This window comes from Kitasatospora sp. NPDC022856 (assembly GCF_055561235.1).
On sequence record NZ_JBVHHE010000001.1, the window covers coordinates 89,367 to 113,483 of the forward strand.

Annotated in this window: 25 protein-coding genes; 4 read left to right on the forward strand and 21 right to left on the reverse strand. The window is 73.0% G+C overall.

Features of this window, described 5'->3' with window-relative positions; all coding sequences use genetic code 11:
- Nucleotides 1–102: 102 nt before the first annotated feature.
- Nucleotides 103–672 (forward strand): Uma2 family endonuclease, encoded by a 570-nt coding sequence (locus tag ACZ34W_RS00390; protein WP_329487197.1) that lies wholly within the window; start codon nucleotides 103–105, stop codon nucleotides 670–672.
- An 88-nt stretch (nucleotides 673–760) separates the two neighbouring features.
- Here ACZ34W_RS00390 and ACZ34W_RS00395 read toward each other — a convergent pair whose 3' ends face one another.
- The 3 genes from ACZ34W_RS00395 to ACZ34W_RS00405 form a co-directional block, all read right to left on the reverse strand.
- Entirely contained in the window at nucleotides 761–2,218 is a 1,458-nt protein-coding gene (locus ACZ34W_RS00395; protein WP_329487198.1) for an aldehyde dehydrogenase family protein, read from the reverse strand.
- A 91-nt stretch (nucleotides 2,219–2,309) separates the two neighbouring features.
- Nucleotides 2,310–3,176: a helix-turn-helix domain-containing protein gene (locus tag ACZ34W_RS00400; RefSeq protein ID WP_329487199.1), complete on the reverse strand. Its 867-nt coding sequence runs from the start codon at nucleotides 3,174–3,176 to the stop codon at nucleotides 2,310–2,312.
- 79 nt (nucleotides 3,177–3,255) lie between these two features.
- Nucleotides 3,256–4,017 carry an MFS transporter gene (locus ACZ34W_RS00405; protein ID WP_465601133.1) on the reverse strand — a complete coding sequence of 254 codons (762 nt, stop codon included), beginning with the start codon at nucleotides 4,015–4,017 and terminating at the stop codon, nucleotides 3,256–3,258.
- A gap of 33 nt (nucleotides 4,018–4,050) precedes the next feature.
- Here ACZ34W_RS00405 and ACZ34W_RS00410 point away from each other — a divergent pair, with 33 nt between their 5' ends.
- Nucleotides 4,051–4,281 (forward strand): ArsR/SmtB family transcription factor, encoded by a 231-nt coding sequence (locus tag ACZ34W_RS00410; protein WP_442906782.1) that lies wholly within the window; start codon nucleotides 4,051–4,053, stop codon nucleotides 4,279–4,281.
- Nucleotides 4,282–4,373: 92 nt separating this feature from the next.
- Nucleotides 4,374–4,556 carry a hypothetical protein gene (locus tag ACZ34W_RS00415; RefSeq protein WP_465600285.1) on the forward strand — a complete coding sequence of 61 codons (183 nt, stop codon included), beginning with the start codon at nucleotides 4,374–4,376 and terminating at the stop codon, nucleotides 4,554–4,556.
- A 196-nt stretch (nucleotides 4,557–4,752) separates the two neighbouring features.
- Here the strand turns inward: ACZ34W_RS00415 and ACZ34W_RS00420 are convergent, their stop codons facing one another.
- The 18 genes from ACZ34W_RS00420 to ACZ34W_RS00505 all read right to left on the reverse strand — a co-directional run bounded on the left by ACZ34W_RS00420 (nucleotide 4,753) and on the right by ACZ34W_RS00505 (nucleotide 23,390).
- Nucleotides 4,753–6,213 carry a glutamate synthase subunit beta gene (locus ACZ34W_RS00420; protein ID WP_465600288.1) on the reverse strand — a complete coding sequence of 487 codons (1,461 nt, stop codon included), beginning with the start codon at nucleotides 6,211–6,213 and terminating at the stop codon, nucleotides 4,753–4,755.
- Nucleotides 6,206–10,807, reverse strand: a complete 4,602-nt coding sequence (gene gltB, locus ACZ34W_RS00425) for a glutamate synthase large subunit (RefSeq protein ID WP_465601136.1) — start codon at nucleotides 10,805–10,807, stop codon at nucleotides 6,206–6,208. The genes ACZ34W_RS00420 and gltB overlap by 8 nt, the downstream gene beginning before the upstream one ends.
- 508 nt (nucleotides 10,808–11,315) lie before the next feature.
- Nucleotides 11,316–12,047 (reverse strand): VIT1/CCC1 transporter family protein, encoded by a 732-nt coding sequence (locus tag ACZ34W_RS00430; protein WP_329487203.1) that lies wholly within the window; start codon nucleotides 12,045–12,047, stop codon nucleotides 11,316–11,318.
- Between the two features lie 153 nt (nucleotides 12,048–12,200).
- Nucleotides 12,201–13,181, reverse strand: coding sequence for a prolipoprotein diacylglyceryl transferase (gene lgt / locus ACZ34W_RS00435; protein WP_329487204.1), 981 nt, complete (start codon nucleotides 13,179–13,181; stop codon nucleotides 12,201–12,203).
- Between the two features lie 162 nt (nucleotides 13,182–13,343).
- Entirely contained in the window at nucleotides 13,344–14,207 is an 864-nt protein-coding gene (locus ACZ34W_RS00440) for a DsbA family protein (RefSeq protein WP_465600292.1), read from the reverse strand.
- A gap of 74 nt (nucleotides 14,208–14,281) precedes the next feature.
- A complete protein-coding gene (locus ACZ34W_RS00445; RefSeq protein ID WP_329487206.1) occupies nucleotides 14,282–14,794 on the reverse strand; it encodes a MauE/DoxX family redox-associated membrane protein in 513 nt (170 codons plus the stop codon).
- A gap of 125 nt (nucleotides 14,795–14,919) precedes the next feature.
- Nucleotides 14,920–15,177, reverse strand: a complete 258-nt coding sequence (locus tag ACZ34W_RS00450; protein ID WP_352287207.1) for a hypothetical protein — start codon at nucleotides 15,175–15,177, stop codon at nucleotides 14,920–14,922.
- A gap of 193 nt (nucleotides 15,178–15,370) precedes the next feature.
- On the reverse strand, nucleotides 15,371–16,180 hold the full coding sequence (gene trpA / locus ACZ34W_RS00455) for a tryptophan synthase subunit alpha (protein WP_329487208.1): 810 nt from the start codon (nucleotides 16,178–16,180) through the stop codon (nucleotides 15,371–15,373).
- A 2-nt stretch (nucleotides 16,181–16,182) separates the two neighbouring features.
- Nucleotides 16,183–17,457: a tryptophan synthase subunit beta gene (gene trpB / locus ACZ34W_RS00460; protein ID WP_329487209.1), complete on the reverse strand. Its 1,275-nt coding sequence runs from the start codon at nucleotides 17,455–17,457 to the stop codon at nucleotides 16,183–16,185.
- Between the two features lie 44 nt (nucleotides 17,458–17,501).
- Nucleotides 17,502–17,654, reverse strand: a complete 153-nt coding sequence (gene trpM / locus ACZ34W_RS00465) for a tryptophan biosynthesis modulator TrpM (protein WP_465600299.1) — start codon at nucleotides 17,652–17,654, stop codon at nucleotides 17,502–17,504.
- A 10-nt stretch (nucleotides 17,655–17,664) separates the two neighbouring features.
- Nucleotides 17,665–18,471, reverse strand: a complete 807-nt coding sequence (gene trpC / locus ACZ34W_RS00470; RefSeq protein WP_465600302.1) for an indole-3-glycerol phosphate synthase TrpC — start codon at nucleotides 18,469–18,471, stop codon at nucleotides 17,665–17,667.
- A 200-nt stretch (nucleotides 18,472–18,671) separates the two neighbouring features.
- Nucleotides 18,672–19,112 carry a DUF2752 domain-containing protein gene (locus tag ACZ34W_RS00475; RefSeq protein WP_352287203.1) on the reverse strand — a complete coding sequence of 147 codons (441 nt, stop codon included), beginning with the start codon at nucleotides 19,110–19,112 and terminating at the stop codon, nucleotides 18,672–18,674.
- 127 nt (nucleotides 19,113–19,239) lie between these two features.
- Complete coding sequence (locus ACZ34W_RS00480; protein ID WP_465600306.1) at nucleotides 19,240–19,497, reverse strand: HGxxPAAW family protein; 258 nt, start codon at nucleotides 19,495–19,497, stop codon at nucleotides 19,240–19,242.
- Between the two features lie 146 nt (nucleotides 19,498–19,643).
- On the reverse strand, nucleotides 19,644–20,255 hold the full coding sequence (locus ACZ34W_RS00485) for a TIGR02234 family membrane protein (protein WP_329487213.1): 612 nt from the start codon (nucleotides 20,253–20,255) through the stop codon (nucleotides 19,644–19,646).
- Nucleotides 20,252–20,863, reverse strand: coding sequence for a Uma2 family endonuclease (locus ACZ34W_RS00490; RefSeq protein WP_465600310.1), 612 nt, complete (start codon nucleotides 20,861–20,863; stop codon nucleotides 20,252–20,254). The genes ACZ34W_RS00485 and ACZ34W_RS00490 overlap by 4 nt, the downstream gene beginning before the upstream one ends.
- 26 nt (nucleotides 20,864–20,889) lie before the next feature.
- The gene (locus tag ACZ34W_RS00495; RefSeq protein ID WP_465600313.1) at nucleotides 20,890–22,410 is read right to left on the reverse strand and encodes an anthranilate synthase component I; all 1,521 of its coding nucleotides are present in this window, start codon (nucleotides 22,408–22,410) and stop codon (nucleotides 20,890–20,892) included.
- A 37-nt stretch (nucleotides 22,411–22,447) separates the two neighbouring features.
- On the reverse strand, nucleotides 22,448–22,819 hold the full coding sequence (hisI, locus tag ACZ34W_RS00500) for a phosphoribosyl-AMP cyclohydrolase (RefSeq protein ID WP_329487216.1): 372 nt from the start codon (nucleotides 22,817–22,819) through the stop codon (nucleotides 22,448–22,450).
- A gap of 97 nt (nucleotides 22,820–22,916) precedes the next feature.
- Complete coding sequence (locus ACZ34W_RS00505) at nucleotides 22,917–23,390, reverse strand: hypothetical protein (protein WP_329487217.1); 474 nt, start codon at nucleotides 23,388–23,390, stop codon at nucleotides 22,917–22,919.
- 150 nt (nucleotides 23,391–23,540) lie between these two features.
- Here ACZ34W_RS00505 and ACZ34W_RS00510 point away from each other — a divergent pair, with 150 nt between their 5' ends.
- Nucleotides 23,541–24,110 carry a hypothetical protein gene (locus ACZ34W_RS00510; protein WP_465600318.1) on the forward strand — a complete coding sequence of 190 codons (570 nt, stop codon included), beginning with the start codon at nucleotides 23,541–23,543 and terminating at the stop codon, nucleotides 24,108–24,110.
- Nucleotides 24,111–24,117 lie beyond the last annotated feature (7 nt).

Sequence of the window (24,117 nt, forward strand, 5' to 3'; positions counted from 1 at the left end):
CCGCCCGCCCCACGACCGCCGCGACCGCCCCGCCACCCCTTCCCCGGTGGCGGGGCGCCCGCGTCCGGCCCGGCGGGCCCGTCGCGGTGGGAGGATGGCGGCATGACCGAGTTCCGTGTCCCCGAACGACATGCCCAGCTCCTGGCGTACGCGCAGGGCCTGACTCCGCCGTCGGGGTGGAAGATCGAGATCTCCGGCGACGAGATCATCATGATGGCGGGCCCGTCGGTGATCCACCAACGCAACCTGCTGATCGTCCGGGAGCAGTTCGACGCGCACCGGCCGTCCGACCTGATGCCCAGCGAGAACACCGACCTCGCCTCGCCGAACGTCGGCAAGCTGCGCAATCCGGACCTCACCTACATCCCGGTCTCGGTGGTCGAGCTCGGCGGCAACGACGTGCCGGCAGAGCTGGCGGCGATCGCGGTCGAGATCGTCTCGCCCTCGAATCCGGAGAACGACCTGGTCGGCAAGGTCCGCGACTACCCGCTGATGCAGATCCCGCTGTACCTGGTGATCGACCCGCGCGACGGCACGCTCACCCTCCACTCCGAACCCGGCAACGGCGTCTACCGCCGCCGGTGGAGCGGCGGGTTCGGCGACCGGGTGCCCGTCCCTGAGCCGTTCGCCTTCGAGCTCACCACCACCGAGCTGATCCGCTACCCCCGCTGAGCCCGGGCGCCCGCGCGGCGGGTTGGGCCCCCGCCACCGGTGGTCCGGGTGGCGGGGCGCCCGCGTCCGGCCCGGCGGGCCCGAGGGGTCAGAACGGGAAGCGGCTGCGCCCGTGCTGGATGGAGATCCACTTCACCGTGGTGAAGGCGTCCACCGTGGACTCGCCGTTGAGGCGGCCCACCCCGGAGTTCTTCTCGCCGCCGAACGGCACCACGGCCTCGTCGGCGATGGTCCCGTCGTTGACGTGGATCATGCCGGTCTCGATCCGCTGCGCCACCCGCACACCGCGCTCCACGTCCGCCGTGTGCACGGCGCCGCTGAGCCCGAAGGGGGTGTCGTTGGCGATCCGGACCGCCTCGTCCTCACCGTCGAACGGCACCACCAGGACGACCGGGCCGAAGAGTTCGCGCTGCAGGATCGGCGCGCCGGCCGGCAGGCCGCCGAGCACGACCGGGTCCATCAGGCTGCCGTTGGTCTCACCGCGCAGCAGGGCGGTGGCCCCGCCGGCGATCGCCTGGTCGACCTGGGCGGTGATGGCGTCGGCCTGCACCGGGTTGATCAGCGGGCCGATCTGGGTGGCCGGGTCCTTCGGGTCGCCGACCCGCAGCGTGGCGACCTTGCGGACGAACCGCTCGGTGAACTCCGCCTCGACGCTGCGGTCGACCAGCACCCGGTTGGCCGCCATGCAGACCTGGCCCTGGTGGGCGAAGCGGCTGAACACCGCGGCGTCGACCGCGTAGTCCAGGTCGGCGTCGTCGAGCACGATCAGCGCGCTGTTGCCGCCGAGCTCCAGCACCGTGCGCTTGAAGTGCGAGGCGGCGACGGTGGCGACGTGCCGGCCCACCTTGTCCGAGCCGGTGAAGGAGATCACCTTGGGGACGGGGTGCTCGATGAAGGCGTCCCCGATCTCGGCGATGTCGGTGATGACGACGTTCAGCAGACCGGCCGGCAGGCCCGCCTCCTCGAAGATCCTGGCGATCAGCGTGCCGCCGACCACCGGGGTCTCCTGGTGGGGCTTGAGCACCACGCCGTTGCCGAGCGCGAGGGCCGGCGCGACCGCCTTCAGCGACAGGAACAGCGGGAAGTTGAACGGACTGATCACACCGACCACCCCGACCGGGAGGCGGTACAGGCGGTTCTCCTTGCCCTCCACCGGCGAGGGCAGCAGCCGGCCCTCGGCGCGCAGCGACAGCTGCATCGACTCGCGCAGCATGTCCTTGGTGAGGGAGAGTTCGAACCCGGCCTTGAGGGCGGTGCCGCCCAGCTCGGCCATGATCGCCTCGGTGATCTCCGCCTCGCGCTCCTCGACGATGCGCAGCGCGCGCTCGAAGACCAGCCGGCGCGCGTAGGGGTTGGTGGCGGCCCACTCCTTCTGCGCCCGCTCGGCCGCGCGGTACGCCCGGTCGACCTCCTCGACGGTGGCGACGGTGATGGTGGCGAGCTTGTCGCCGGTGTAGGGGTCGACGTCGACGATGTCCCAGGAGCCGCTGCCGGTCCGCCACTCGCCGTCGATGTACTGCAGCGCCAACTCGGAAAGGTACGACATCTGATCCCTCTCGTGCTGATTCGGGAAAGCTGCGGGAAAGCCCGCAGGCTCTCCTCGATCAGATCTGATCAGGGCTCATCGTACTGACGCCTCAAAGTTCTTGGCGTACGGAGCGAAGAAGTTCCCGGGTCAGCTCGGGGGTGAGGCTGTCGGCCGCCAGACCGTCCGCCGCGCCGGAGTACTCGGCCACCTCGGCGGGCTTGTCCAGGTAGAGCGCGGTGGTGAACTGCTCCAGGTAGACGACGTCCGCGAGCTCCGGTTCGGCGAAGCTCAGTACCGAGAAGGCGCCGCCCTCGGCGCGCAGCCCGCCGAAGCGCAGCGGCATCACCTGGAGGACGACGTTGGGCAGTTCGGTCAGCTCCAGCAGCCGGTCGATCTGCGCCCGCATCAGCTCGGGCCCGCCCCAGGGGCGGCGCAGTGCGGCCTCGTCCAGGACGGCGAGCAGTCGCGGCGCCCGGTCGGCGGTGAGCACCCGCTGGCGTTTCAGCCGGACCTCGACCCGCCGCTCGACCTCGTCGGCCTCGGTGACGTGGCCGCCGTGGGTGATCACCGCCCGCGCGTAGTCGGCGGTCTGCAGCAGCCCGTGGACGAACTGCACCTCGTAGCTGCGGATCTCGGTGGCGGCCTCCTCCAGGCCGAGGTAGGTCTGGAACCAGCCCGGCAGCACGTCGCCGTAACCGTGCCACCAGGACGTCGCGTTGGCGTCGCGGACCAGCCCGAGCACCGAGGCCCGCTCCTGCTCGGCCTCGACCCCGTACAGCGTGAGCAGGTCGGCGACGTCGCGCTCCTTGAAGCCGACCCGGCCGAGTTCCATCCGGCTGATCTTCGACTCGGAGGCGCGGATCGAGTACCCGGCCTCCTCCCGGCTGACGCCTCTGGCCTCCCGCAGCCTTCGCAGTTGGGACCCCAGTAGCAGGCGCCGTACCGTGGCACCTCCGCCTGCCTGAGTCATGCTCATCGCGTCACCCTCCGCACGTCGCGCAGCCCCCCGGCCGTCGGCCGCAGTCTGCCATCTGACACGGACAAACAACAGTCCGTCAGCGATCGCGTTCCAGGCGTAGCAGCCCGGGTACCGCGGCCAGGCTCAGGACCAGCAGGAACAGCCACGGCCAGGCGGCGCCGCGCCCCAGCAGCAGGGTGAGCAGGGCGGGGGCGACGGCCTGGTCGATGTTCCAGGACAGTTGGTAGACCGCCAGGTAGCGGCCGCGCAGCCCGGGGTCGGCGAGCGAGACGCTGAGCTCCTCCCGGAAGGGGGTGGCCATGGTCTCGGCGAGGTTGTAGAGGAACATCGCGGCGTGGAGCGCGGCGAGGACGGCCCAACCGGGGGCGGCTGCCACCAGGGCGAAGGCGCCGAAGGCGAGGGCGTTGAGGAGCGAGGCGGCGGCGAGCACCCTGGTCGGCCGGAACCGCTCCAGCCGCCCGGCCACCAGGTTGCCGGTGAGGACGACCTGGAGGCCGTTGAGCACCAGCAGCGAACCGGCCACCCAGGCCTCGCGGTGCAGGCCCTCGGTGAGGTAGACGGCGAGCAGCATGCTCAGGATCATCGAGCCGAAGACGAAGGTGAGGTTGACGGCGACCAGCAGCAGGTACCGGCGGTCGCGCAGCACCGCGCGGTAGCCGCCCGCCTCCTCGGCCGGGGCCGCCACCTCCGCCGGCGCCGTCTCCTCCGCCGGCGCGGCCGCCGGGGCCGGCCGCCAGGTGGCCAGCAGGACGGTCGCGACGACGTAGCTGACGCCGTTGAGCGCCACCAGCAGCCGCAGGCTCCCGGTGCCGCCGCCGGCCACCAGGAGGGCGCCCAGCGCCCCGCCGAGGGGGAGACCTCCGGCGCCACCGTGCCCGACGGCCTGGCCCGGGTGATCGGGCGGACCAGGGCCCGGCTGCTCGCCGAACTCGACGCACCCGCCTCGACCACCGAACTCGCCGCCCGGACCGGCCTGTCGGCCGCCAACGTGTCGCACCACCTCACGGCCCTGCGCGGAGCGGGCCTGGCCGCCCGCCACCGCGCCGGCCGCACCGTCCTCTACCTGCGCACCGAGGCCGCGGAACTGCTGCTGCGCGGCTGAGCCCCGAGAACCGCCGCCGCGCGGCCGAGGCACGAAGACCGCCGCGCGGCCGGGGCCCGGAACCGCCGCGGCCCCCGGCCCGTCCAAGCGCCATGCGCCGACGCCGCCCGAGCCCCGCCGCCCTGCTGCTCACCGTGCTGGCCCTCACGGCCCTGGTGTTCGCCGTTCTGACGGTCACCGCCGGGGGGAACGACCGGGGGCTGCCGCCCCGGCCCGGCGATCCGGGCCTCCCCCGCCCCACCGTCACGATCGCCCCGGCGACGCCCCGGGTCTGAACCGCCACCGCGGCGGGCGCACGAAAGCGGCACCTGCCCTCAACTTGGTCGGGGAGAGGGCAGGCGCCGTGGGACCGCGTTTGGCCCGGCGACACTGGCGGGAGGAGCGGCTCGTACTCCCGGCGATGCGGTGCCGGGCGCTCTGGGGGTGGACGGGTCCACCGGCGGGAGTGGCCGCCGGCGGTCCGGCCGGGGGTCAGACCACCAGCGGGCGGTCCGTCGGGCGGATCGGGGCGGGCAGCGGGGTCTTGCCGCCCAGGTACTTGTCCACCGCGGCGGCGGCCGAACGGCCCTCCGCGATGGCCCAGACGATCAGCGACTGGCCACGACCGGCGTCCCCGCAGACGTAGACGCCATCGACATTGGTGGCGAACTTCCCGTCCCGGGCCACATTACCCCGAGCGTCCAGGTCGACGCCAAGCTGCTCGACCAGGCCGTTCTTCACGTCCGTGCCGGTGAAGCCCATGGCCAGGGTGACCAGCTGGGCCGGGATCGCCCGCTCGGTGCCGGGGACCGGCTCGAAGCGGCCGTCCCGGAACTCGACCTCGACCAGGTGCAGCTCCTGGACGTTGCCGTCCTCGTCGCCCGTGAAGTGGGTGGTGTTGACGGCGTAGACCCGCTCGCCGCCCTCCTCGTGGGCCGAGGTGACCTTGTAGGTCATCGGCATGGTCGGCCAGGGCTGGTGGCCGGGGCGCTCGTCGCTGGGGCGCGGCATGATCTCCAGCTGGGTGACCGAGGCCGCCCCCTGGCGCAGCGCCGTGCCGAGGCAGTCCGCGCCGGTGTCGCCGCCGCCGATGACGATGACGTGCTTGCCCTTGGCGCTGATCGGCGAGTCGACGAAGTCGCCCTCCTGCACCTTGTTGGCCAGCGGCAGGTACTCCATCGCCTGGTGGATGCCCTTGAGCTCGCGCCCGGGCACCGGCAGGTCGCGGGCGGTCGTCGCACCGGCGGCCACGACCACCGCGTCGAAGCGCTCGCGCAGCTGCTGGCCGGTGATGTCCTCGCCCACGTGGACGCCGGTGCGGAACCGGGTACCCTCCGCCCGCATCTGCTCGATGCGGCGGTTGATGTGGCGCTTCTCCATCTTGAACTCGGGGATGCCGTAGCGCAGCAGGCCGCCGACGCGGTCGGCGCGCTCGTACACCACCACGGTGTGCCCGGCCCGGGTGAGCTGCTGGGCGACGGCCAGGCCGGCCGGGCCGGAGCCCACCACGGCGACCGTCTTGCCGGAGAGCCGCTCGGGGATCTGCGGCGTGACGCCGCCCCGGTCCCAGGCCTTGTCGATGATGGTGACCTCGACGTTCTTGATGGTCACCGCGTCCTGGTTGATGCCCAGCACGCACGCGGACTCGCAGGGAGCCGGGCAGAGCCGCCCGGTGAACTCCGGGAAGTTGTTGGTCGCGTGCAGCCGCTCGATCGCGCCGGCGAAGTCGTCCCGGTAGGCCAGGTCGTTCCACTCGGGGATGAGGTTCCCGAGCGGGCAGCCGTTGTGGCAGAACGGGATGCCGCAGTCCATGCAGCGGCCGGCCTGCTTGCTGATGATCGGCAGGAGGCTGCGTTCGACGTAGACCTCGTTCCAGTCCCGCAGACGGACGTCCACGGGCCGGCGCTCGGCCAGCTGCTTGCCGGTGGTCAGGAAGCCCTTGGGGTCAGCCACGTGCCGCCTCCATCATCTTGCGAGTGGTCTCGGACTCGGAGAGTCCATCGCGCTCAGCGGCGTCCTTGGCGGCGAGCACAGCCTTGTAGTCGGTCGGCATGATCGTGGAGAAGCGGGAGACCCCGCTGCCCCAGTCGGCCAGGAGCTCGGCGGCGACGGTGGAGCCGGTCTCCTCGTAGTGCTGCTGCACGGTCTCCCGCAGCCATTCGCGGTCGGCGGCGCTGGGGGCCTCGATGCCCACCATGCCGTCGTTGACGTTCGCGGGCCGCAGGTCCAGCACGTAGGCGACGCCACCGGACATGCCCGCCGCCAGGTTGCGCCCGGTCTCGCCGAGGATGACGACCCGGCCGCCGGTCATGTACTCCAGACCGTGGTCGCCGACGCCCTCCACCACCAGGGTGGCACCGGAGTTGCGGACGGCGAAGCGCTCGCCGGCCTTGCCGCGCAGGTGCACGCGGCCGCTGGTGGCGCCGTAGCCGATGGTGTTGCCGGCGATCACGTGGCTCTGCGCGTCGGCGCCGATCGCGGCCGCCTCGCGGGCCGGGCGGACGATCACCACGCCGCCGGAGAGGCCCTTGCCGACGTAGTCGTTGGCGTCGCCCTCCAGGCGCAGCGTGATGCCCTTCGGCAGGAAGGCGCCGAACGACTGCCCGGCCGAGCCGGTGAAGGTGACGTCGATGGTCCCCTCCGGCAGGCCCTCGCCGCGGTACCGCTTGGTCACCTCGTGGCCGAGCATGGTGCCGACCGTGCGGTTGACGTTGCGGATCGGCAGCTGGATGCGGACGGCGTCGCCGCGCTCCAGGGCGTCCTGGGCTAGGTCGATCAGCTGGTTGTCCAGCGCCTTGTCGAGCGCGTGGTCCTGCGTGGTGGTGCGGTGCAGGGCCGCGCCCTCGGGCAGCTCGGGGACGTGGAACAGCGGCGCCAGGTCGAGCCCGGCGGCCTTCCAGTGCTCGATCGCGGCCTGGGCGTTGATGTGCTCGGCGTGGCCGACCGCTTCCTCGATCGTGCGGAAGCCCAGCTCGGCGAGGATCTCGCGGACCTCCTCGGCGATGAACTCGAAGAAGTTGACGACGAACTCGGGCTTGCCGGAGAAGCGCTCGCGCAGCACCGGGTTCTGGGTGGCGACGCCGACCGGGCAGGTGTCCAGGTGACAGACGCGCATCATGATGCAGCCGGAGACGACCAGCGGGGCGGTGGCGAAGCCGAACTCCTCGGCGCCCAGCAGCGCGGCGATGACGACGTCGCGGCCGGTCTTCAGCTGGCCGTCGGTCTGCACCACGATGCGGTCGCGCAGGCCGTTGAGCAGCAGGGTCTGCTGGGTCTCGGCGAGGCCGAGCTCCCAGGGACCGCCCGCGTGCTTGAGCGAGGTGAGCGGCGAGGCGCCGGTGCCGCCGTCGTGGCCGGAGACCAGCACGACGTCCGCGTGGGCCTTGGAGACGCCGGCCGCGACCGTGCCGACGCCGACCTCGGAGACCAGCTTCACGTGGATGCGGGCCGCCGGGTTGGCGTTCTTGAGGTCGTGGATCAGCTGGGCGAGGTCCTCGATGGAGTAGATGTCGTGGTGCGGCGGCGGGGAGATCAGGCCGACACCCGGGGTGGAGTGCCGGGTCTTGGCGACCCACGGGTAGACCTTGTGGCCGGGCAGCTGGCCGCCCTCGCCGGGCTTGGCGCCCTGGGCCATCTTGATCTGGATGTCGTCCGCGTTGACCAGGTACTCGGAGGTGACGCCGAACCGGCCGGAGGCGACCTGCTTGATCGCGGAGCGGCGCTCGGGGTCGTAGAGGCGGTCCGGGTCCTCGCCGCCCTCACCGGTGTTGGACTTGCCGCCGAGCCGGTTCATCGCGATGGCCAGCGTCTCGTGCGCCTCCAGCGAGATGGAGCCGTAGGACATGGCACCGGTGGAGAAGCGCTTGACGATCTCGGAGACCGGCTCGACCTCGTCGACGGAGATCGGGGTGCGGCCGAGGGTGTCGAGGCGGAACAGGCCGCGCAGCGTCATCAGGCGCTCGGACTGCTCGTTCACCCGGTCGGTGTACTGCTTGAAGATGTCGTACCGGCGGTTGCGGGTGGAGTGCTGCAGCCGGAAGACGGTGTCCGGGTCGAACAGGTGCGGCTCACCCTCGCGGCGCCACTGGTACTCGCCGCCGATCTCCAGCGCGCGGTGCGCGGCGGGGATGCCGGAGGCGGGGTACGCCTTGGCGTGGCGGGCGGCCACCTCCTTGGCGATCTCGTCGAGGCCGATGCCGCCGAGCTTGGTGGTGGTGCCCGCGAAGTAGGCGCCGACCAGCTCCTGGGAGAGGCCGATCGCCTCGAAGACCTGCGCGCCGCGGTAGGAGGCGACGGTGGAGATGCCCATCTTGGACATGACCTTGAGCACGCCCTTGCCGAGCGCCTTGATCAGGTTCTTGATGGCCCGCTCGGGCTCGACGCCCTCGATGAAGACTCCCTGGGCGACGAGGTCCTCGACGGACTCCATGGCCAGGTACGGGTTGACCGCGCCGGCGCCGTAGCCGATCAGCAGCGCGACGTGGTGCACCTCGCGGACGTCGCCGGCCTCGACCAGCAGCGACACCTGGGTGCGCTGCTTGGTGCGGATCAGGTGGTGGTGGATCGCGGAGGTGAGCAGCAGCGAGGGGATCGGCGCGTGCTCGGCGTCCGAGTGCCGGTCCGAGAGCACCACGATCCGGGCGCCGTCGGCGATCGCGGCGTCGGCCTCGGCGGCGATCTCGGCCAGCCGCGCGGCCAGGCCCTCGCCGCCGGTGGCGACCTTGTACAGGCCGGAGAGCGTGACGGCCTTGAGGCCGGGCTGGTCCCCGTCGTGGTTGATGTGGACGAGCTTGGCCAGCTCGTCGTTGTCGATCACCGGGAAGGTGATGCCGACCGAGCGGCAGGAGGCGGCCTCGGCGGTCAGCAGGTTGCCCTCGGGGCCGAGGTTGCTCAGCAGCGAGGTGACGAGCTCCTCGCGGATGGCGTCCAGCGGCGGGTTGGTGACCTGCGCGAAGAGCTGCACGAAGTAGTCGAACAGCAGCCGCGGCTTCTCGGAGAGCGCCGCGATCGGGCTGTCGGTGCCCATCGAGCCGAGCGCCTCGCCACCGGTGCGGGCCATCGGCGCGAGGATGACCCGCAGCTCCTCCTCGGTGTACCCGAAGGTCTGCTGGCGGCGGGTCACCGACGCGTGGGTGTGCGCGATGTGCTCGCGCTCGGGCAGCTTGGCGAGCTGGATCTGGCCGCCGTCGACCCACTCCGCGTAGGGGTGCTCGGACGCCAGCGCGGACTTGATCTCCTCGTCCTCGACGATGCGGTGCTCCGCGGTGTCGATGAGGAACATCTTGCCGGGCTGCAGCCGGCCCTTGCGGGCGACCTTCTCCTGCTCGATGTCGAGCACCCCGACCTCGGAGGAGAGCACGACCAGGCCGTCCTCGGTGATCCAGTAACGGGCCGGGCGCAGGCCGTTGCGGTCCAGCACGGCGCCGATCTGGGTGCCGTCGGTGAAGGTGACGCAGGCCGGGCCGTCCCAGGGCTCCATCAGGTTGGAGTGGTACTGGTAGAACGCGCGGCGGGCCGGCTCCATGGTGGCGTGGTTCTCCCAGGCCTCCGGGATCATCATCAGCACCGAGTGCGGCAGCGAGCGTCCGCCGAGGTGGAGCAGCTCCAGGACCTCGTCGAAGGAGGCCGAGTCGGAGTGGTCCGGGGTGCAGATCGGGAAGATCCGGTCGAGCCCCTGCCCGTTCTTGTTGGCCGGGATGAGGTCGGTGGCGAGCTGGGACTCGCGGGCGGTCATCCAGTTCCGGTTGCCCTTGACCGTGTTGATCTCGCCGTTGTGCGCGACGAAGCGGTACGGGTGGGCGAGCGGCCAGCTCGGGAAGGTGTTGGTGGAGAAGCGCGAGTGCACCAGGCCGAGCGCGGAGGCGTAGAGCCGGTCCGACAGGTCGGGGAAGAAGGGCTCCAGCTGGCCGGTGGTCAGCATGCCCTTGTAGACGATGGTGCGCGCGGAGAGCGACGGGAAGTACACGCCGGCCTCGCGCTCGGAGCGCTTGCGGACGACGAAGGCGAGCCGGTCGAGGGTGATGCCCTCGCTGCCGTCCTTGGCCAGGAACACCTGGCGGAAGCGCGGCATCACCGAGCGGGCGGTGGCGCCCAGCAGGTCGGGGGTGACCGGGACGTCGCGCCAGCCGAGGACGGTGAGGTCCTCCTCCTCGGCGATGGCCTCGATCTGCGCGGCGGCGGCGGCGGCGGCCGCGTCCTCGTCGGGCAGGAAGGCGATGCCGACCGCGTAGGAGCCGGCGGCGGGCAGCTCGAAGGGGACCTTGGCGCGCAGGAAGGCGTCGGGGACCTGGGTCAGGATGCCCGCGCCGTCACCGGAGTCCGGCTCGGCGCCGGTGGCACCCCGGTGCTCCAGGTTGCGCAGGACGGTGAGCGCCTGCTCGACGATCTTGTGGTCGGCGATGCCGGTCAGCGTGGCGACGAAGCCGACGCCACAGGCGTCGTGCTCGTTCCTCGGGTCGTACAGGCCCTGAGCAGCAGGTCGCGCATCCGGAACGAGCGCGTACGGCGGGCGGGCGGCGCCGGCCTGGGGCTCGTTGGCGGAGTGCATGGATGCAGACAGCATCGGCTCTCCCGTCGTCGTCTTGAGCAATGAGCTTCGTGCAATAGGGACGACGTTGGCCCTCTGCGATTTCGTGCAGGTTACATGATGCCGGAGATCCCGAGAAGTGGAACATCTCGTCCATATGGCGGACATGACCCCAGGTCAGGGGCTATTACCGGCGAGTAGTGCGAGCGGGAGGAGTCGGTTTGCCGACTGCGCGCTCCTTCCAGTGTGCCCGTGCCGCGGAGGACCGAAACGGGACCGAAATCCCCCGTCGACAAGATCGCCACGAGCGCGCCTGCGATTCGATCCTCCGGGGCCGATCGGACCGAAGGAATCCTCGGACCGGCGGCTCTTCGGCCGATACTAGGACGACCGCGCATCCGGGCCCATGTGCGGAACGTCACGCGCTGCACAGCATAACCATGCAGCCTGCTGTAGCAATCGACGATTCCCCGCCCCGGCCGCCACAGCGCCCGGGCGGGCCCCGGTCAGCGGCCCCGGCGGGCCCCGGTCAGCCGACCTGCCCGCCGATGAGCATGCCCAGCAGATACGTCACCGCGGCCGCCGCCCCGCCCAGCACCAGCTGCCGCAGCCCGCTGAACCACCAGGTCCGCGCCGTCACCCGGGCGACCACCGCACCGCAGAGGAAGAGGCCGCCCGTCGCGAGCAGCACCGCGGGCAGCAGCGAGGTCGCTCCCAGCAGGTACGGCAGCAGCGGCAGCAGCGCGCCGACCGCGAAGCAGACGAACGAGGACCCGGCCGCGACCCACGGCGAGGGCAGGTCGTTGGGGTCCACCCCCAGCTCCTCCCGGGCGTGGACCTCCAGGGTCCGCTCCGGATCCGCGGAGAGCTGCCGGGCCACCTCGCGCGCCAGCTCCGGATCGACCCCGCGCGAGGCGTAGAGCTCGGCCAGCTCGGCCAGCTCGCCCTGCGGGTTGCGGCGCAGCTCCAGCCGCTCGGCCTCGATCTCCGCCTGCACCAGCTCGCGCTGCGAGGCCACCGAGGTGTACTCCCCCGCCGCCATCGAGCAGGCACCGGCCGCCAGACCGGCGAGGCCGGTGATCACCACCGTGCCGCTGGAGGCCGCGCCCCCGACGACGCCGGTCATCAGCGCGAAGTTGGAGACCAGCCCGTCCATCGCACCGAACACCGCCGGCCGCAGCCAGCCGCCGTTCACATCGCGGTGGTGCCCTGCGGCGGGCACGCGGGGGTGTTGCCCGGCCTCGGGTTCAAGGGTGGTCACGCTCACGGTCCCGGGTCTCCGTCCGATCGTCCGACGACCCGAACGTAGTCCTTCCCGCCTGGGCACTTCCAGCAAAGTAAGGCTGTCCGAACACACCTCCGGCCGCCCTCCGCGGAAGTCGGGAGAGCGGCCGGTGGCAGGGGAAAGAGCTGGTCAGGTGAGGTTCTTGGCGTCCTTGTCGGCACTCCCGGCGACGGACCGGGCCGACTCGCCGTCCACCTTTTTGTCCGAGGGGCGAGACGCCACCGGGCTGTCACCCGAGGAACCCGGAGCCTCCACGGGCTCGGCGGCGTCGGACGGGCCGGTCACGGTCGGGTCGATGGTCGCCGGGTCCTCCCGGCCGGGGTGCTTCTTGCCGACGATCACGAGGTAGACGACGGCGGAGATGAAGACCGCGATCGCCACCCAGTCGTTGAGCCGCAGCCCGAAGAAGGTGTGCGCCTCGTCGATCCGCAGCCACTCGGTCCAGAACCGGCCGACCGTGTACGCGGCCACGTACAGCGCGAAGGCCCGGCCGTGGCCGAGGGTGAACCGGCGGTCCGCCCAGATCACCAGCGCCGCGACGCCCACGCACCAGAGCGACTCGTAGAGGAAGGTCGGGTGGTAGATCCCGGTGACCACCTCGCCGTTGGGCAGCGTCTTGTCGATCTCCAGGCCCCACGGCAGCGTGGTCTCCCGGCCGTACAGCTCCTGGTTGAACCAGTTGCCCCAGCGGCCGAGCGCCTGGGCCAGCGCGATGCCCGGCGCGATGGCGTCGGCGTAGGCGGGCAGCGGCACGCCCCGGCGGCGGGCACCGATCCAGGCACCGACCGCGCCGAACGCGATCGCACCCCAGATCCCGAGGCCGCCCTCCCAGATCTTGAAGGCGTTCCAGGGGTTCTTCCCCTCGCCGAAGTAGAGCTGGTTGTCAGTGATCACGTGGTAGAGCCGGCCGCCGACCAGGCCGAAGGGCACGGCCCAGACGGCGATGTCGCCGACCGTGTGCTTGCCGCCACCACGGGCGACCCAGCGCTTGCTGCCGAGCCAGACGGCGACGACGACACCGAGGATGATGCAGAAGGCGTAGGCGCGCAGCGGGATCGGTCCGATGTAGAGGACACCCCGCGACGGGCTGGGAATGTAGGCGATATCCATGGCAGCTCCGACGCTACAGGGTCGGCGGCCCGCCCCGGTCACCCCGCGGGTCACAGATCCCGAACAACAGGGTGCCGGACGCCGGACGCCGGGCCGGACGCCGGACGCACCGCCGCCCGCTCCGGACGGGGAGGGGCGGCGGGCGACCGGCCGGGGCCGGCCTCAGCCGGCGTTCGGCGACGGGTTGTTGCTCTCCGGCGCGGTGCCGGTCGGCGCCGGGGACTGCCCGTGCGAACCCGGTGTGCCCAGCTTCTTGCCCTGGTTGGCGGCGTCCACCCACGTGACCAGGTTCTGCGGGGTGATCTCCTCGTTGCCGTTCTTCGGGTAGATCGGCTGGCCGTTGAGCAGCACCGTCGGCGTCGACTTGTGGCTGGACTTGTCGAAGTCCTGCTGCACGGCGGAGACCCACCCGCCGTAGGTGTTGTCGTTGACGCAGGCCTCGAAGGCCGGCGTGGCCAGGCCGTCGACCTGCTTGGCGAGGTTGATCAGGGTGGCCTTGTCGCCGAAGGCGTCGTTGGTCTCGTCCGGCTGGTTGCGGTAGAGCACGTCGTGGTAGTCGCGGAAGTGCCCGGCCTGCTGGGCGCAGCCCAGCGCGTTGGCCCCGTACTTGGAGCCCTTGCCGGGCACCGCCCGGTCGATGAACGAGACGATGTGGTAGTTGGTGTAGATCTTGCCCGCGTCTTCCAACTGGTCGATGGTGGAGGCGAATTCACGCTCGAAGGTGCCGCAGGCGGGGCAGCGCGGGTCCTCGTAGACGGTGAGCACGGCCGGGGCGTCGGCGGCGCCCACCGGGACGACGAGGTTCTTGTCGCCGATGGTGCCGGCCGGTGCGGCGGTCGGGGTCTCCGGCTTGGAGCGCTCGTTCTGCACCACGACGCCGGTCACCACGGCGGCGGCGATCACCGCCAGCACCACACCGCCGATCACCAGCTTCTTCTTGCGCCGGCCGCGGGCCTCGTCGGCCGCCCGGTCCGCCAGCATCCGCTCGCGGGCGGTGCGCTTGCCTTCTCGGTTCTTCTCGCTCATCGCCTTGACATCCACTGTTCGCCTTGACATCCACTAGCGGGGAAAGGGGTGTGGGGATGGGTGCCCGCGGCCGCTCAGGCCGCCAGCCAGCCGTCCACCGAGAACTTGGTGCGGGGGCGCCAGATAAGCCAGCCGGCCAGGAGCAGGAACCCGGTGTCGCGCAGGATCTCCTGGAGGTACTCGGTCTGCGAGGCGTCCACCGCCCCGCCGCCGCCGAAGCAGCCGCAGTCGATCGAGATGCCGCGCGCCCAGGCCGAGGCGATCCCGGCGATGAAGGCGAGCAGCAGCAGCGCCGACACGCCCGCGACCAGCCGGACACCGAGCCCGATCACCAGCAGCAGCGCGAGCGCCAGCTCCAGGAAGGGCAGGGCGTAGCCGACCGGCTTGACCAGCGACTCGGGCAGGATCTCGTACGCGCGGACCGCCTGGGCCGCCTCGGCCGGATCGGCGATCTTGGCCAGTCCGGCCCAGCCCCAGACCACGGCGAGGCCGAGCCGGGCGGCGGTGCCGATCCACTCCGTCCAGGCCGGCCACGGACGCCGGGCCGCCGGCTCGGTCTGGCTGAGGTGCGCTGCCGGGCCGGCCATCGGGAAACCCCCCTCGGGAAACACGTTCACTTCCTGAGGAACCGTAAGGGATGAAGGGTGGTTCCTCCATATTCAGGAATTAAGCCGGATGAGTGACGCCTGATGGCGTTCTGTCCGAATGTGTTCTAGTGCCCGTTCGGGTCGCAGCCCGGCGGGCGCCCGGGGTCGTAGAGGTCCGGGCGGCTCTCGTGCGCCGAGCGCGTCGCCCGCGCCACCGCGTCCACCCGGGCCGCCTCGGCGCAGACGTACGCGTCCCGCTCGGCCCGCTCCGCCCCCCGCCTGGCCAGCGCGTGTCCCACCGCGGTGTCCGCCCCGACCGCCGCGGACAGGGCCAGCACGGCGGCCGCCGCCCGCAGCAGGACGGCTCGCTGCAGACCCGGCACCGGCGGACCCCTTCCGTTCGCTTCACGCCCCCGTACACGTGGTTCGTGCACTCGTCCCTCCACTCAACGCCGGTCAACCCCACCTGATGCGTCGGAGCCGCCTTGTTCACCCGTTCGGGTCCGGCCGGGCACGCCGACGGCCCGTCGCCCCCTCCGGTGGGGGCGACGGGCCGTCGGCGTCGGACGCGGGTGCCTACCGGCGGCGGACGCCCCGGGCCAGCTCGCCGGCCAGCTCGCGGACGGCGGCCAGCGCGGCCGGCTCGTCCCCGTCGGCGTCCAGGATCCGCTGGACGAAGGCCGAGCCGACGATCACGCCGTCCGCGAAGCCCGCCACCTCGGCGGCCTGGGCGGCGGTCGAGACGCCGAGGCCGACGCAGACCGGCAGGTCGGTGGTGGCCCTGGTCCGGGCGACCAGGTCCTCGGCGAGGTTGCCGACCTGCGCGCGGGTACCGGTCACCCCCATCACCGCGGCCGCGTAGACGAAGCCGGAGCCCGCCGCGGTGACCTCGGCGAGGCGCTTGTCCCTGCTGCTGGGTGCGACCACGAAGACGGTGTCGAGGCCGTGCTCGCCCGCCGCCTTGCGCCACTCCTCGGACTCCTCGACCGGCAGGTCCGGCAGGATGCAGCCGGCCCCGCCGGCGGCGGCCAGGTCGGCGGCGAAGCGCGCCGTGCCGTAGCGGTCGACCGGGTTCCAGTAGGTCATGACCAGCACCGCCGCCGCGGGGTGGGCGGTGGCCACCTCCTGGACGGTGCGCAGCACGTCCTTGATCTTCACCCCGGCCCGCAGCGCGATGTCGTCGGCGGTCTGGATGGTCGGGCCGTCCAGGACCGGGTCGGAGTGCGGCAGGCCGATCTCGACGACGTCGCAGCCGCCCTCGATCAGCGCGTTGACGGCGCGCACGCCGCCGTCGACGGTCGGGAAGCCGGCCGGCAGGTAGCCGATCAGCGCGGCGCGGTTCTCCGCCTTGGCCCCGGCCAGGACGTCACTGAGCTTCGAAGCCATGGTCACTTACCCCCGTTGCCGGTGCCGTCGCCGGCGTTGCCGGCCGCCTTGCCACCGGTCTCGTCGTACAGGCCGAAGTACTCGGCCGCGGTGTGCATGTCCTTGTCGCCGCGCCCGGAGAGCGAGACCAGGATGGTGGCCTCCGGTCCGAGCTCGCGGCCCAGCTCCAGGGCGCCGGCCAGCGCGTGGGCGCTCTCGATGGCCGGGATGATGCCCTCGGTGCGGGACAGCAGCCGCAGGGCCTGCATGGCGGCGTCGTCGGTGACCGGGCGGTACTCGGCCCGGCCGGTGTCCTTCAGCCAGGCGTGCTCCGGGCCGACGCCCGGGTAGTCCAGACCGGCCGAGATGGAGTGCGACTCGATGGTCTGGCCGTCCTCGTCCTGCAGGACGTAGGTGCGCGAGCCGTGCAGCACCCCGGGGTCGCCCTTGGTGAGAGTGGCGGCGTGCTTCGGGGTCTCGGCGCCCTCGCCGGCCGCCTCGCAGCCGATCAGGCGCACCCCGGCGTCCGGGATGAACTCGTGGAAGATGCCCATCGCGTTGGAGCCGCCGCCGACGCAGGCGACCACGGCGTCCGGCAGCCGTCCGGTCCGCTCCAGCACCTGCTCGCGGGCCTCGACGCCGATGACCCGGTGGAAGTCGCGGACCATCATCGGGAACGGGTGCGGGCCGGCCACCGTGCCGAACAGGTAGTGGGTGGAGTCCACGTTGGCGACCCAGTCGCGGAACGCCTCGTTGATGGCGTCCTTGAGGGTGCGGCTGCCGGAGGTCACGGACACCACCTCGGCGCCGAGCATCCGCATCCGCGCCACGTTCAGCGCCTGGCGCTGGGTGTCGACCTCGCCCATGTAGATGGTGCAGTCGAAGCCGAACAGCGCGCAGGCGGTGGCGGTGGCCACGCCGTGCTGGCCGGCGCCGGTCTCGGCGATGATCCGGGTCTTGCCCATCCGCCGGGTCAGCAGGGCCTGGCCCAGCACGTTGTTGATCTTGTGCGAGCCGGTGTGGTTGAGGTCCTCGCGCTTGAGCAGGACGCGCGCGCCGCCCGCCTCGGCGGAGAAGCGGTGCACATCGGTCAGCGGGGAGGGGCGGCCGGTGTAGTCCTTCAGCAGCCCGTCCAGCTCGGCCGCGAAGGCCGGGTCGGCCTTGGCCTTCTCGTACTCGTCGGCGACCTGTTCGACGGCGGCGACCAGCGCCTCCGGGATGAAACGGCCCCCGTAGGCGCCGAAGTAGCCGCGGGCGTCCGGCACCTCGGCGCCGGGCAGGTAGTCCTTCTCGGACATGGTGGAGTCCTTCTCGCAGATGACGGCAGTGACGTCGGAACGGCCTAGCGGCCGCGCGTCCTGCGCCATCGGCGGCCCTGCACCTGCCCGGGCTCGCAGCCGATCACGTAGCGCACCCGCCTGCCCAGCACCCGGCGTGCGGGCGCGCGGCAGCCGCGCGGGCGGCAACCGGGAGCGAGACGGGAGGCGAGTTTCATGGCGGCGGGATCAGTCCTTGTGCCGCAGGGCGGGGTGCGCACCGGCGGCGACCAGGTCGGCCACCGCGGCGCGCGGGTCCCGGCCGGTCACCAGGGTCTCGCCGACCAGCACCGCGTCGGCGCCCAGGTTGCCGTAGGAGATGACGTCCAGCGGGCCGCGCACACCGGACTCGGCGATCTTGACCACGTGGGACGGGATCGCGTGCACGATGTTGCCGAAGGTGTTGCGGTCCACCTCAAGGGTCTTGAGGTTGCGGGCGTTCACGCCGATGATCTTCGCACCGGCGTCCACCGCGCGGGCGATCTCCTCCTCGTCGTGCACCTCGACCAGCGGGGTGAGGCCGATCGACTCGGCACGCTCGATCAGCGACACCAGGGCCGGCTGGTCGAGCGCGGCGACGATCAGCAGCGCGAGGTCGGCGCCGTGCGCGCGGGCCTCCCAGAGCTGGTAGGCGGTGACGATGAAGTCCTTCCGCAGCAGCGGGGTGTCCACCGCGGCGCGGACGGCGTCCAGGTCCGCCAGCGAGCCGCCGAAGCGGCGCTGCTCGGTCAGCACGCTGATCGCCGCGGCACCGCCCGCCGCGTAGTCGGTCGCCAGGGCGGCCGGATCGGCGATGGCGGCCAGCGCTCCCTTGGACGGGCTGGAGCGCTTGACCTCGCAGATCACCCGCACCCCGTCGCCCTTGAGGGCGGCGACGCCGTCCTTGGCGTCCGGGGCCTTGGCGGCGAGCTCCTTGAGCTGGTCCAGTGAGACCTCGGCCTGCCGCTCGGCGAGGTCCTCGCGGACCCCTTCGATGATCGTGTCGAGCACACTCACGCGAGCGCCCCCATCAGTTCTGCTAGTTCTGCTAGCGAGGAGCCGGACGGCCAATGGGCCCGCCGGCCCTTCGATGGTATCGGCACCGGGGAGCGCGAGGCGCATCCACCCGGCGCGCGTCTCGCGGAACGGACGCCCCCCGACATGCCTCCCGACACGCCTCCCAACTGCGGCTTCACACCGTCCACACCGCGCCGGGGTCAGATCAGCGGCGGCGCCAGCCCCACGCCCACCGACAGGTTGCGCACCACCGTGAACACCAGGACCAGCAGCGCGACCAGCGCCCAGCGGCGGGCGCCCAGCGCGACCCGGGGCGCCGGTCCCCCGGTCAGCGCCGCCCACACCCAGCGCACCCAGAGCAGCGCCAGCACCGCGAAGAGCAGCACCGCGGCCGCGTTGTCGTGCAGCGCGCCGCTGAGGTCGCCGTGGGCGAGGGCGTGGACGCAGCGCAGGCCGCCGCAGCCCGGGCACCACCAGCCGGTGGCCGCCAGGAACGGGCAGGTCGGGTAGTGGCCGGGGGCGTTCGGGTCGACCACCGCGAGGTACACGGTGGGGACGGCCGCCGCGGCCAGGGCGGCCAGCGGCGGACCGAGCCGGCGCAGGACGGACGGCCGGGCGGAGACGAGGGGGGCGGCGTTCACGCCCACGATTGTGCCGGTACGACGCGCCCGCCGGGGGCACGAAACGGCCTCCGGCGGCGAAACGTTCCGGCCGGGACGACGAAACGGCGGGCGTGGCGCCCGCCGTTCGGTACTGCGCGGGGCTTCGTCAGGCGGCGGCGGCGACGGCGGCGGCGGCCGCGGCGCGGTCCTCCACGGTCTCGACGTGCGGGCTGGGCTGCTTGCCCATGCCGGCCATCGACATGGCCTTGCCGATCACGCCGCCCAGCACGACGACCGCCAGGCCGCCCCAGACGACCGGCACCGACGGGAGGATCATCGCCACGCCCGCGATCGCGAAGCCGACGAAGGAGATGGTCACGCCGGTCCAGGCGGCGGGGTTGTGGCCGTGTGCTGCTGCCGACATCTGCGGTGCTCCTTGGTTCTCCGGGGCCCGGCCGGGCCCCGGCGGGCCCCTGGCGGGTTGACGTGTTCCATTGTGCCGGGCCACACACCGTCGGCCCAAAGGGGGTGCTCGTCTATCGGGTCACATCGGGGACGGGGCGGGGCGGGTCAGCCCGCGGTCGGGTCCTCGCCGCGGTCGAGCGCCTTCCAGAGGTCCGCCGGCGTCTCGGCCGCCTTCGCCGGCGCCGTCCGGGTGGGGGCGTCGTAGCGGCTGCCCATGGCCGGCCAGCTCCGCCCGTACCGGACGACCAGCAGCCCGGCCAGGGCCAGCAGCAGCCCGCCGACCAGGGCCACCCAGGGCCAGCCGGTGTGGCCGACCTCGGTGGCGGTGGTGCCGGAGAGCGCCAGCTTGCGGGCCGCCTCGCCGTCCAGCGCGGCGCTGTCGCCCGCCCCCGCGGCCGCGGTCGCCGCCGCGCCGAGGCCGGCCAGCAGGGTGAGCAGGCCGACGGCGATCCGGCCGGCGCCGCGCACCGCGAACACCGCCAGCGCCGCCGCCATCGCCACCAGGGCCAGCCCGCCGGGCAGTTCGGAGATCCGGCTGCCGGTGACGGACACCTCCAGGGTGCCGGCCACGCCGTCGGCCCAGACCCGGCCGACGGCGGTCAGCACCAGCACCGCGCCCAGCACGGTCAGCAGCAGCATCAGGCCGAGCGTGCGGCGCCCGGACCTGGCGGGGGCGGCGGATACGGCTTCGGCACGCGACTGGGTAGGAACGCTCACCCGTCCACTATCCCCCGGCCGCCGCCCGGCTCCGCACCCGGGGTCGGCGACTCGACCGGAAAGTCGTCGGTCCGCAGCACCAGGGTCCGCCCCGCCAGCGGCAGGAACAGGTCGTTGCCGAACGGCACCCGCTCCGCCTCCCGGTACGTCCCGGCCGGCTGCGGCGCGCTGTACACCGTGCAGACCGCCTCCGCCGGGTCCACCAGCACGTACAGCGGGATCCCGCACTCCGCGTAGAAGCGGTGCTTGCGCACGAAGTCCTCGTCCTGCTGACCGCGCGGGACGGCCTCCAGCACCGCCTCCAGGTCGCGCCAGCCGTACCGGCCCCCGGCCCCGGGGCGCGCGCCCGGGGCGACCAGGGCCACGTCCGGCGCGTAGCCGTACCGCGCGGACGGGAAGTCCACGACGGCCTGGGCCAGCACCGTGCCGCGCCCGGCCGACTGCTCCCCGGCCTGCGCGGCGGCGGCCCGCGCGATCGCCGCCGAGGCGGCCGTGCGCGGCGTCATGGTGACCTTCCCGGCGGTGATCTCCACCCGGTGGCCGGGCGGCAGCCGGGTGCCCGCCAGGACGTCCCAGGCCGATCCGGTGGGCTGCCGGTCGTCCGACATCGTGGCCTCCTCGCTGCTGGGCGTCGCTAGAGCGTCGGCGTGCGCAGGGTGTTGGCGGTCGCCACGGCGCGCAGGACGGCGGCGGCCTTGTTGCGGCACTCGGTGTCCTCGCCGTGCGGGTCCGAGTCGGCGACCACGCCCGCGCCCGCCTGGACGTAGGCGGTGCCGTCGCGCAGGACGGCGGTGCGGATCGCGATCGCGGTGTCGGAGTCCCCGGCGAAGTCCAGGTAGCCGACGCAGCCGCCGTACAGGCCCCGACGGGTGGGCTCCAGCTCCTCGATGATGCGCATCGCGCGCGGCTTCGGCGCGCCGGAGAGCGTCCCGGCCGGGAAGCAGGCGGTCAGCACGTCGAACGCGGTCCGGCCGGGCGCCACCCGCCCGGTGACCGTCGAGACGATGTGCATGACGTGGCTGTACCGCTCGATCTGCATGAAGTCGACCACCTCGACGCTGCCCGGCTCGCAGACCCGCCCGAGGTCGTTGCGGCCGAGGTCGACCAGCATCAGGTGCTCGGCCCGCTCCTTGGGGTCGGCGAGCAGCTCGGCGGCCAGCTCGGCGTCCTCGTGCGGGGTGGCGCCCCGGTGCCGGGTACCGGCGATCGGGTGCAGCATCGCCTCGCCCTCGGTGACCTTGACCAGCGCCTCGGGGCTGGAGCCGACCACGTCGAAGCCGCCCTCGGCGGCGCCGTCCTGACCGGGGAAGCGGAACAGGTACATGTAGGGGCTGGGGTTGGTGGTGCGCAGCACCCGGTAGACGTCCAGCGCGGAGGCCGGGCAGGGGGCCTCGAACCGCTGCGAGGGCACCACCTGGAAGGCCTCGCCGGCCCGGATCCGCTCCTTGATCTCCTCCACGGCCGCCCGGTACGGCGCGCCGCCGAACGGCGAGCGGACCTCCCCCGGGCCGGCCGGGGTGAAGGTGGCGAGGCCGGGGTCGACCGGCTTCAGCAGGTCGGCCTCCATCGCGTCGAGGCGGGCCACCGCGTCCGCGTAGGCCTCGTCGACGCCGCTGGCCAGGTCGTTGTGGTTGACCGCGTTGGCGATCAGCAGCACCGTGCCGTCGGCGTGGTCGAGCACGGCGAGGTCGGTGGCGAGGAGCATGGTCAGCTCGGGGAGCCGCAGGTCGTCCGGGTTGAGGTCGGGCAGCTTCTCCAGCCGGCGGACGACGTCGTAGCCGAGGTAGCCGACCAGGCCGCCGGTCAGCGGGGGCAGGCCGTCGTCGGTGCGGCGCGGGGTGTGCAGCGCCTCCAACGCGGCGCGCAGCACCTGGAGCGGGTCGCCGGTGGTGGGGATGCCGACCGGCGGGGCGCCGAGCCAGCGGGCGTTGCCGTCGGCGCCGGCGGTCAGCGTGGCGGCGCTGCGCACGCCCACGAAGGAGTAGCGGGACCAGCTGCGGCCCTGCTCCGCGGACTCCAGCAGGAAGGTGCCGGGGCGCTCGCCGGCGAGGCTGCGGTAGAGGCCGATCGGGGTGAGGCCGTCCGCGAGGAGCCTGCGGGTGACCGGGATGACCCGGGTGTCGACGGCGAGCTTGCGGAAGGCTTCGAGGTCCATGGCGGGCGGCACCTTCTGGTCGTGGTGGTCTGGGGGATCAGGCGAGCGGGAGCACGTCGGCGTCGAAGCAGGTGCGGTCGCCGGTGTGGCAGGCCGCGCCGCTCTGGTCGACCTTGACGAGCAGGGTGTCGCCGTCGCAGTCCAGCGCCACCGAGACGACCCGCTGGACGTGGCCCGAGGTGTCGCCCTTGACCCAGTACTCCCGGCGGCTGCGGCTCCAGTAGGTGCAGCGGCCGGTGGTGAGGGTGCGGTGCAGCGCCTCGTCGTCCATCCACCCCAGCATCAGCACCTCGCCGGTGTCGTACTGCTGCGCGACGGCCGGGAGCAGGCCGTCGTCGGTGCGCTTGAGCCGGGCGGCGATCTCGGGGGCCAGGGCGGTGGAGCCGGGGGCGGCGGGTGTGGTGGACATGGGGCCATTGTGTCAGCCCGGCCCCGGCCGCCGGGCCGCCGTCCGGATCGCGGCCCGGCCCGCGCGGCGGCGGGTCCGGCCCGCCCCCGGCCGCGGCTCAGGCGGGCCGCTCGCAGCCCTGCGGCCAGATCCGGTGGACGAACAGCCCGGCCCGCCGGGCCAGTTCGGCGACGTGGGCGGGCTCGCTGCCGGGCTCGCCGTCCCAGACCGCGATCACCTCGTCGACCATGCCGACCAGGGCGCGGGCGGTGTCGTCGCCGAGGCCGCCGTGCTCGACGGCGGCGAGCCGGTGGACGGCGCCGGCCTCGTTCATCAGCCGCAGCCGGGTGCCCCGGTGCCGGTCCTCGGCGCGGCCCACCGGCGCCGCCCCGGCGGGGACGATCACCTCCAGCTTGCCGCCGTGGTCCAGCACGGACCGGGCGAACCAGCTCTCCGGGCCCTCGCCGGCGCAGGTGACGCCGACCAGGTCGTAGGAGCCGAAGGTGGTGACGAGGTTCCAGAGGTCCCCGCGGACCAGCATCTCGGTGATGCCACCCGACAGGCCGTGGTGACCGGTGATTCCGACGCGCATCCGAAACTCCTGGGATCGTGTCGTGCCGGGGCGAGCCTAACCGACCCCCGTCCGCGGCCGGGCTCCGCTCGGCCGCACCGGACCGGTCTGCTCGTACGAGTTGTGCCAACCGCCTGTCACCGGGCCCCGGAGTGGGCCATTCTCGTGGCCATGACCTCCGAGCAGCCCCCCGCAGCCGCCTCCCGTCCGTCGCGGGGCCTGGTCCTCGCCGTCTCGGCGGTGCTGGCCGTCCTGCTCGCGGTGGTGGCCACCGTGCTGCTCTGGCCCGAGAAGAAGCCGGTCGCGCCGGCTCCGCCGCCCGCTCCCAGCACGGCCCCCCCGGTGCCCACGCCCACCCCGACCCCCACCCCGACACCGACCAGGACGGTGCCGTACACCTTCCTCCCGGTGGGCTCCTGCTTCGACCACCCGCAGCTGAACAAGACGGTCACCAAGCCGGAGGCCCGCCCCTGCGAGGGCGAGCACGACGGCGAGGCGATCGCCGACCTGCTGCTGCCGGACGGGCTGACCGGCGACAGCCAGATCGGCAAGGCGATGCGGGAGGGCTGCCAGCCGGCGCAGGCCGCCGCCGAGGCCCGCCAGGGCGGCGGCGGCCCCTACTACGGGTACCCGTTCGGTCCGTCCATGACCTACTACCAGCAGGGCTGGCGGGACTTCACCTGCACCCTGACGGCGAGCAACCGCCCGGGCGGCGTCCGGCTCTCCGGACACCTGCGCTGACGGCCGG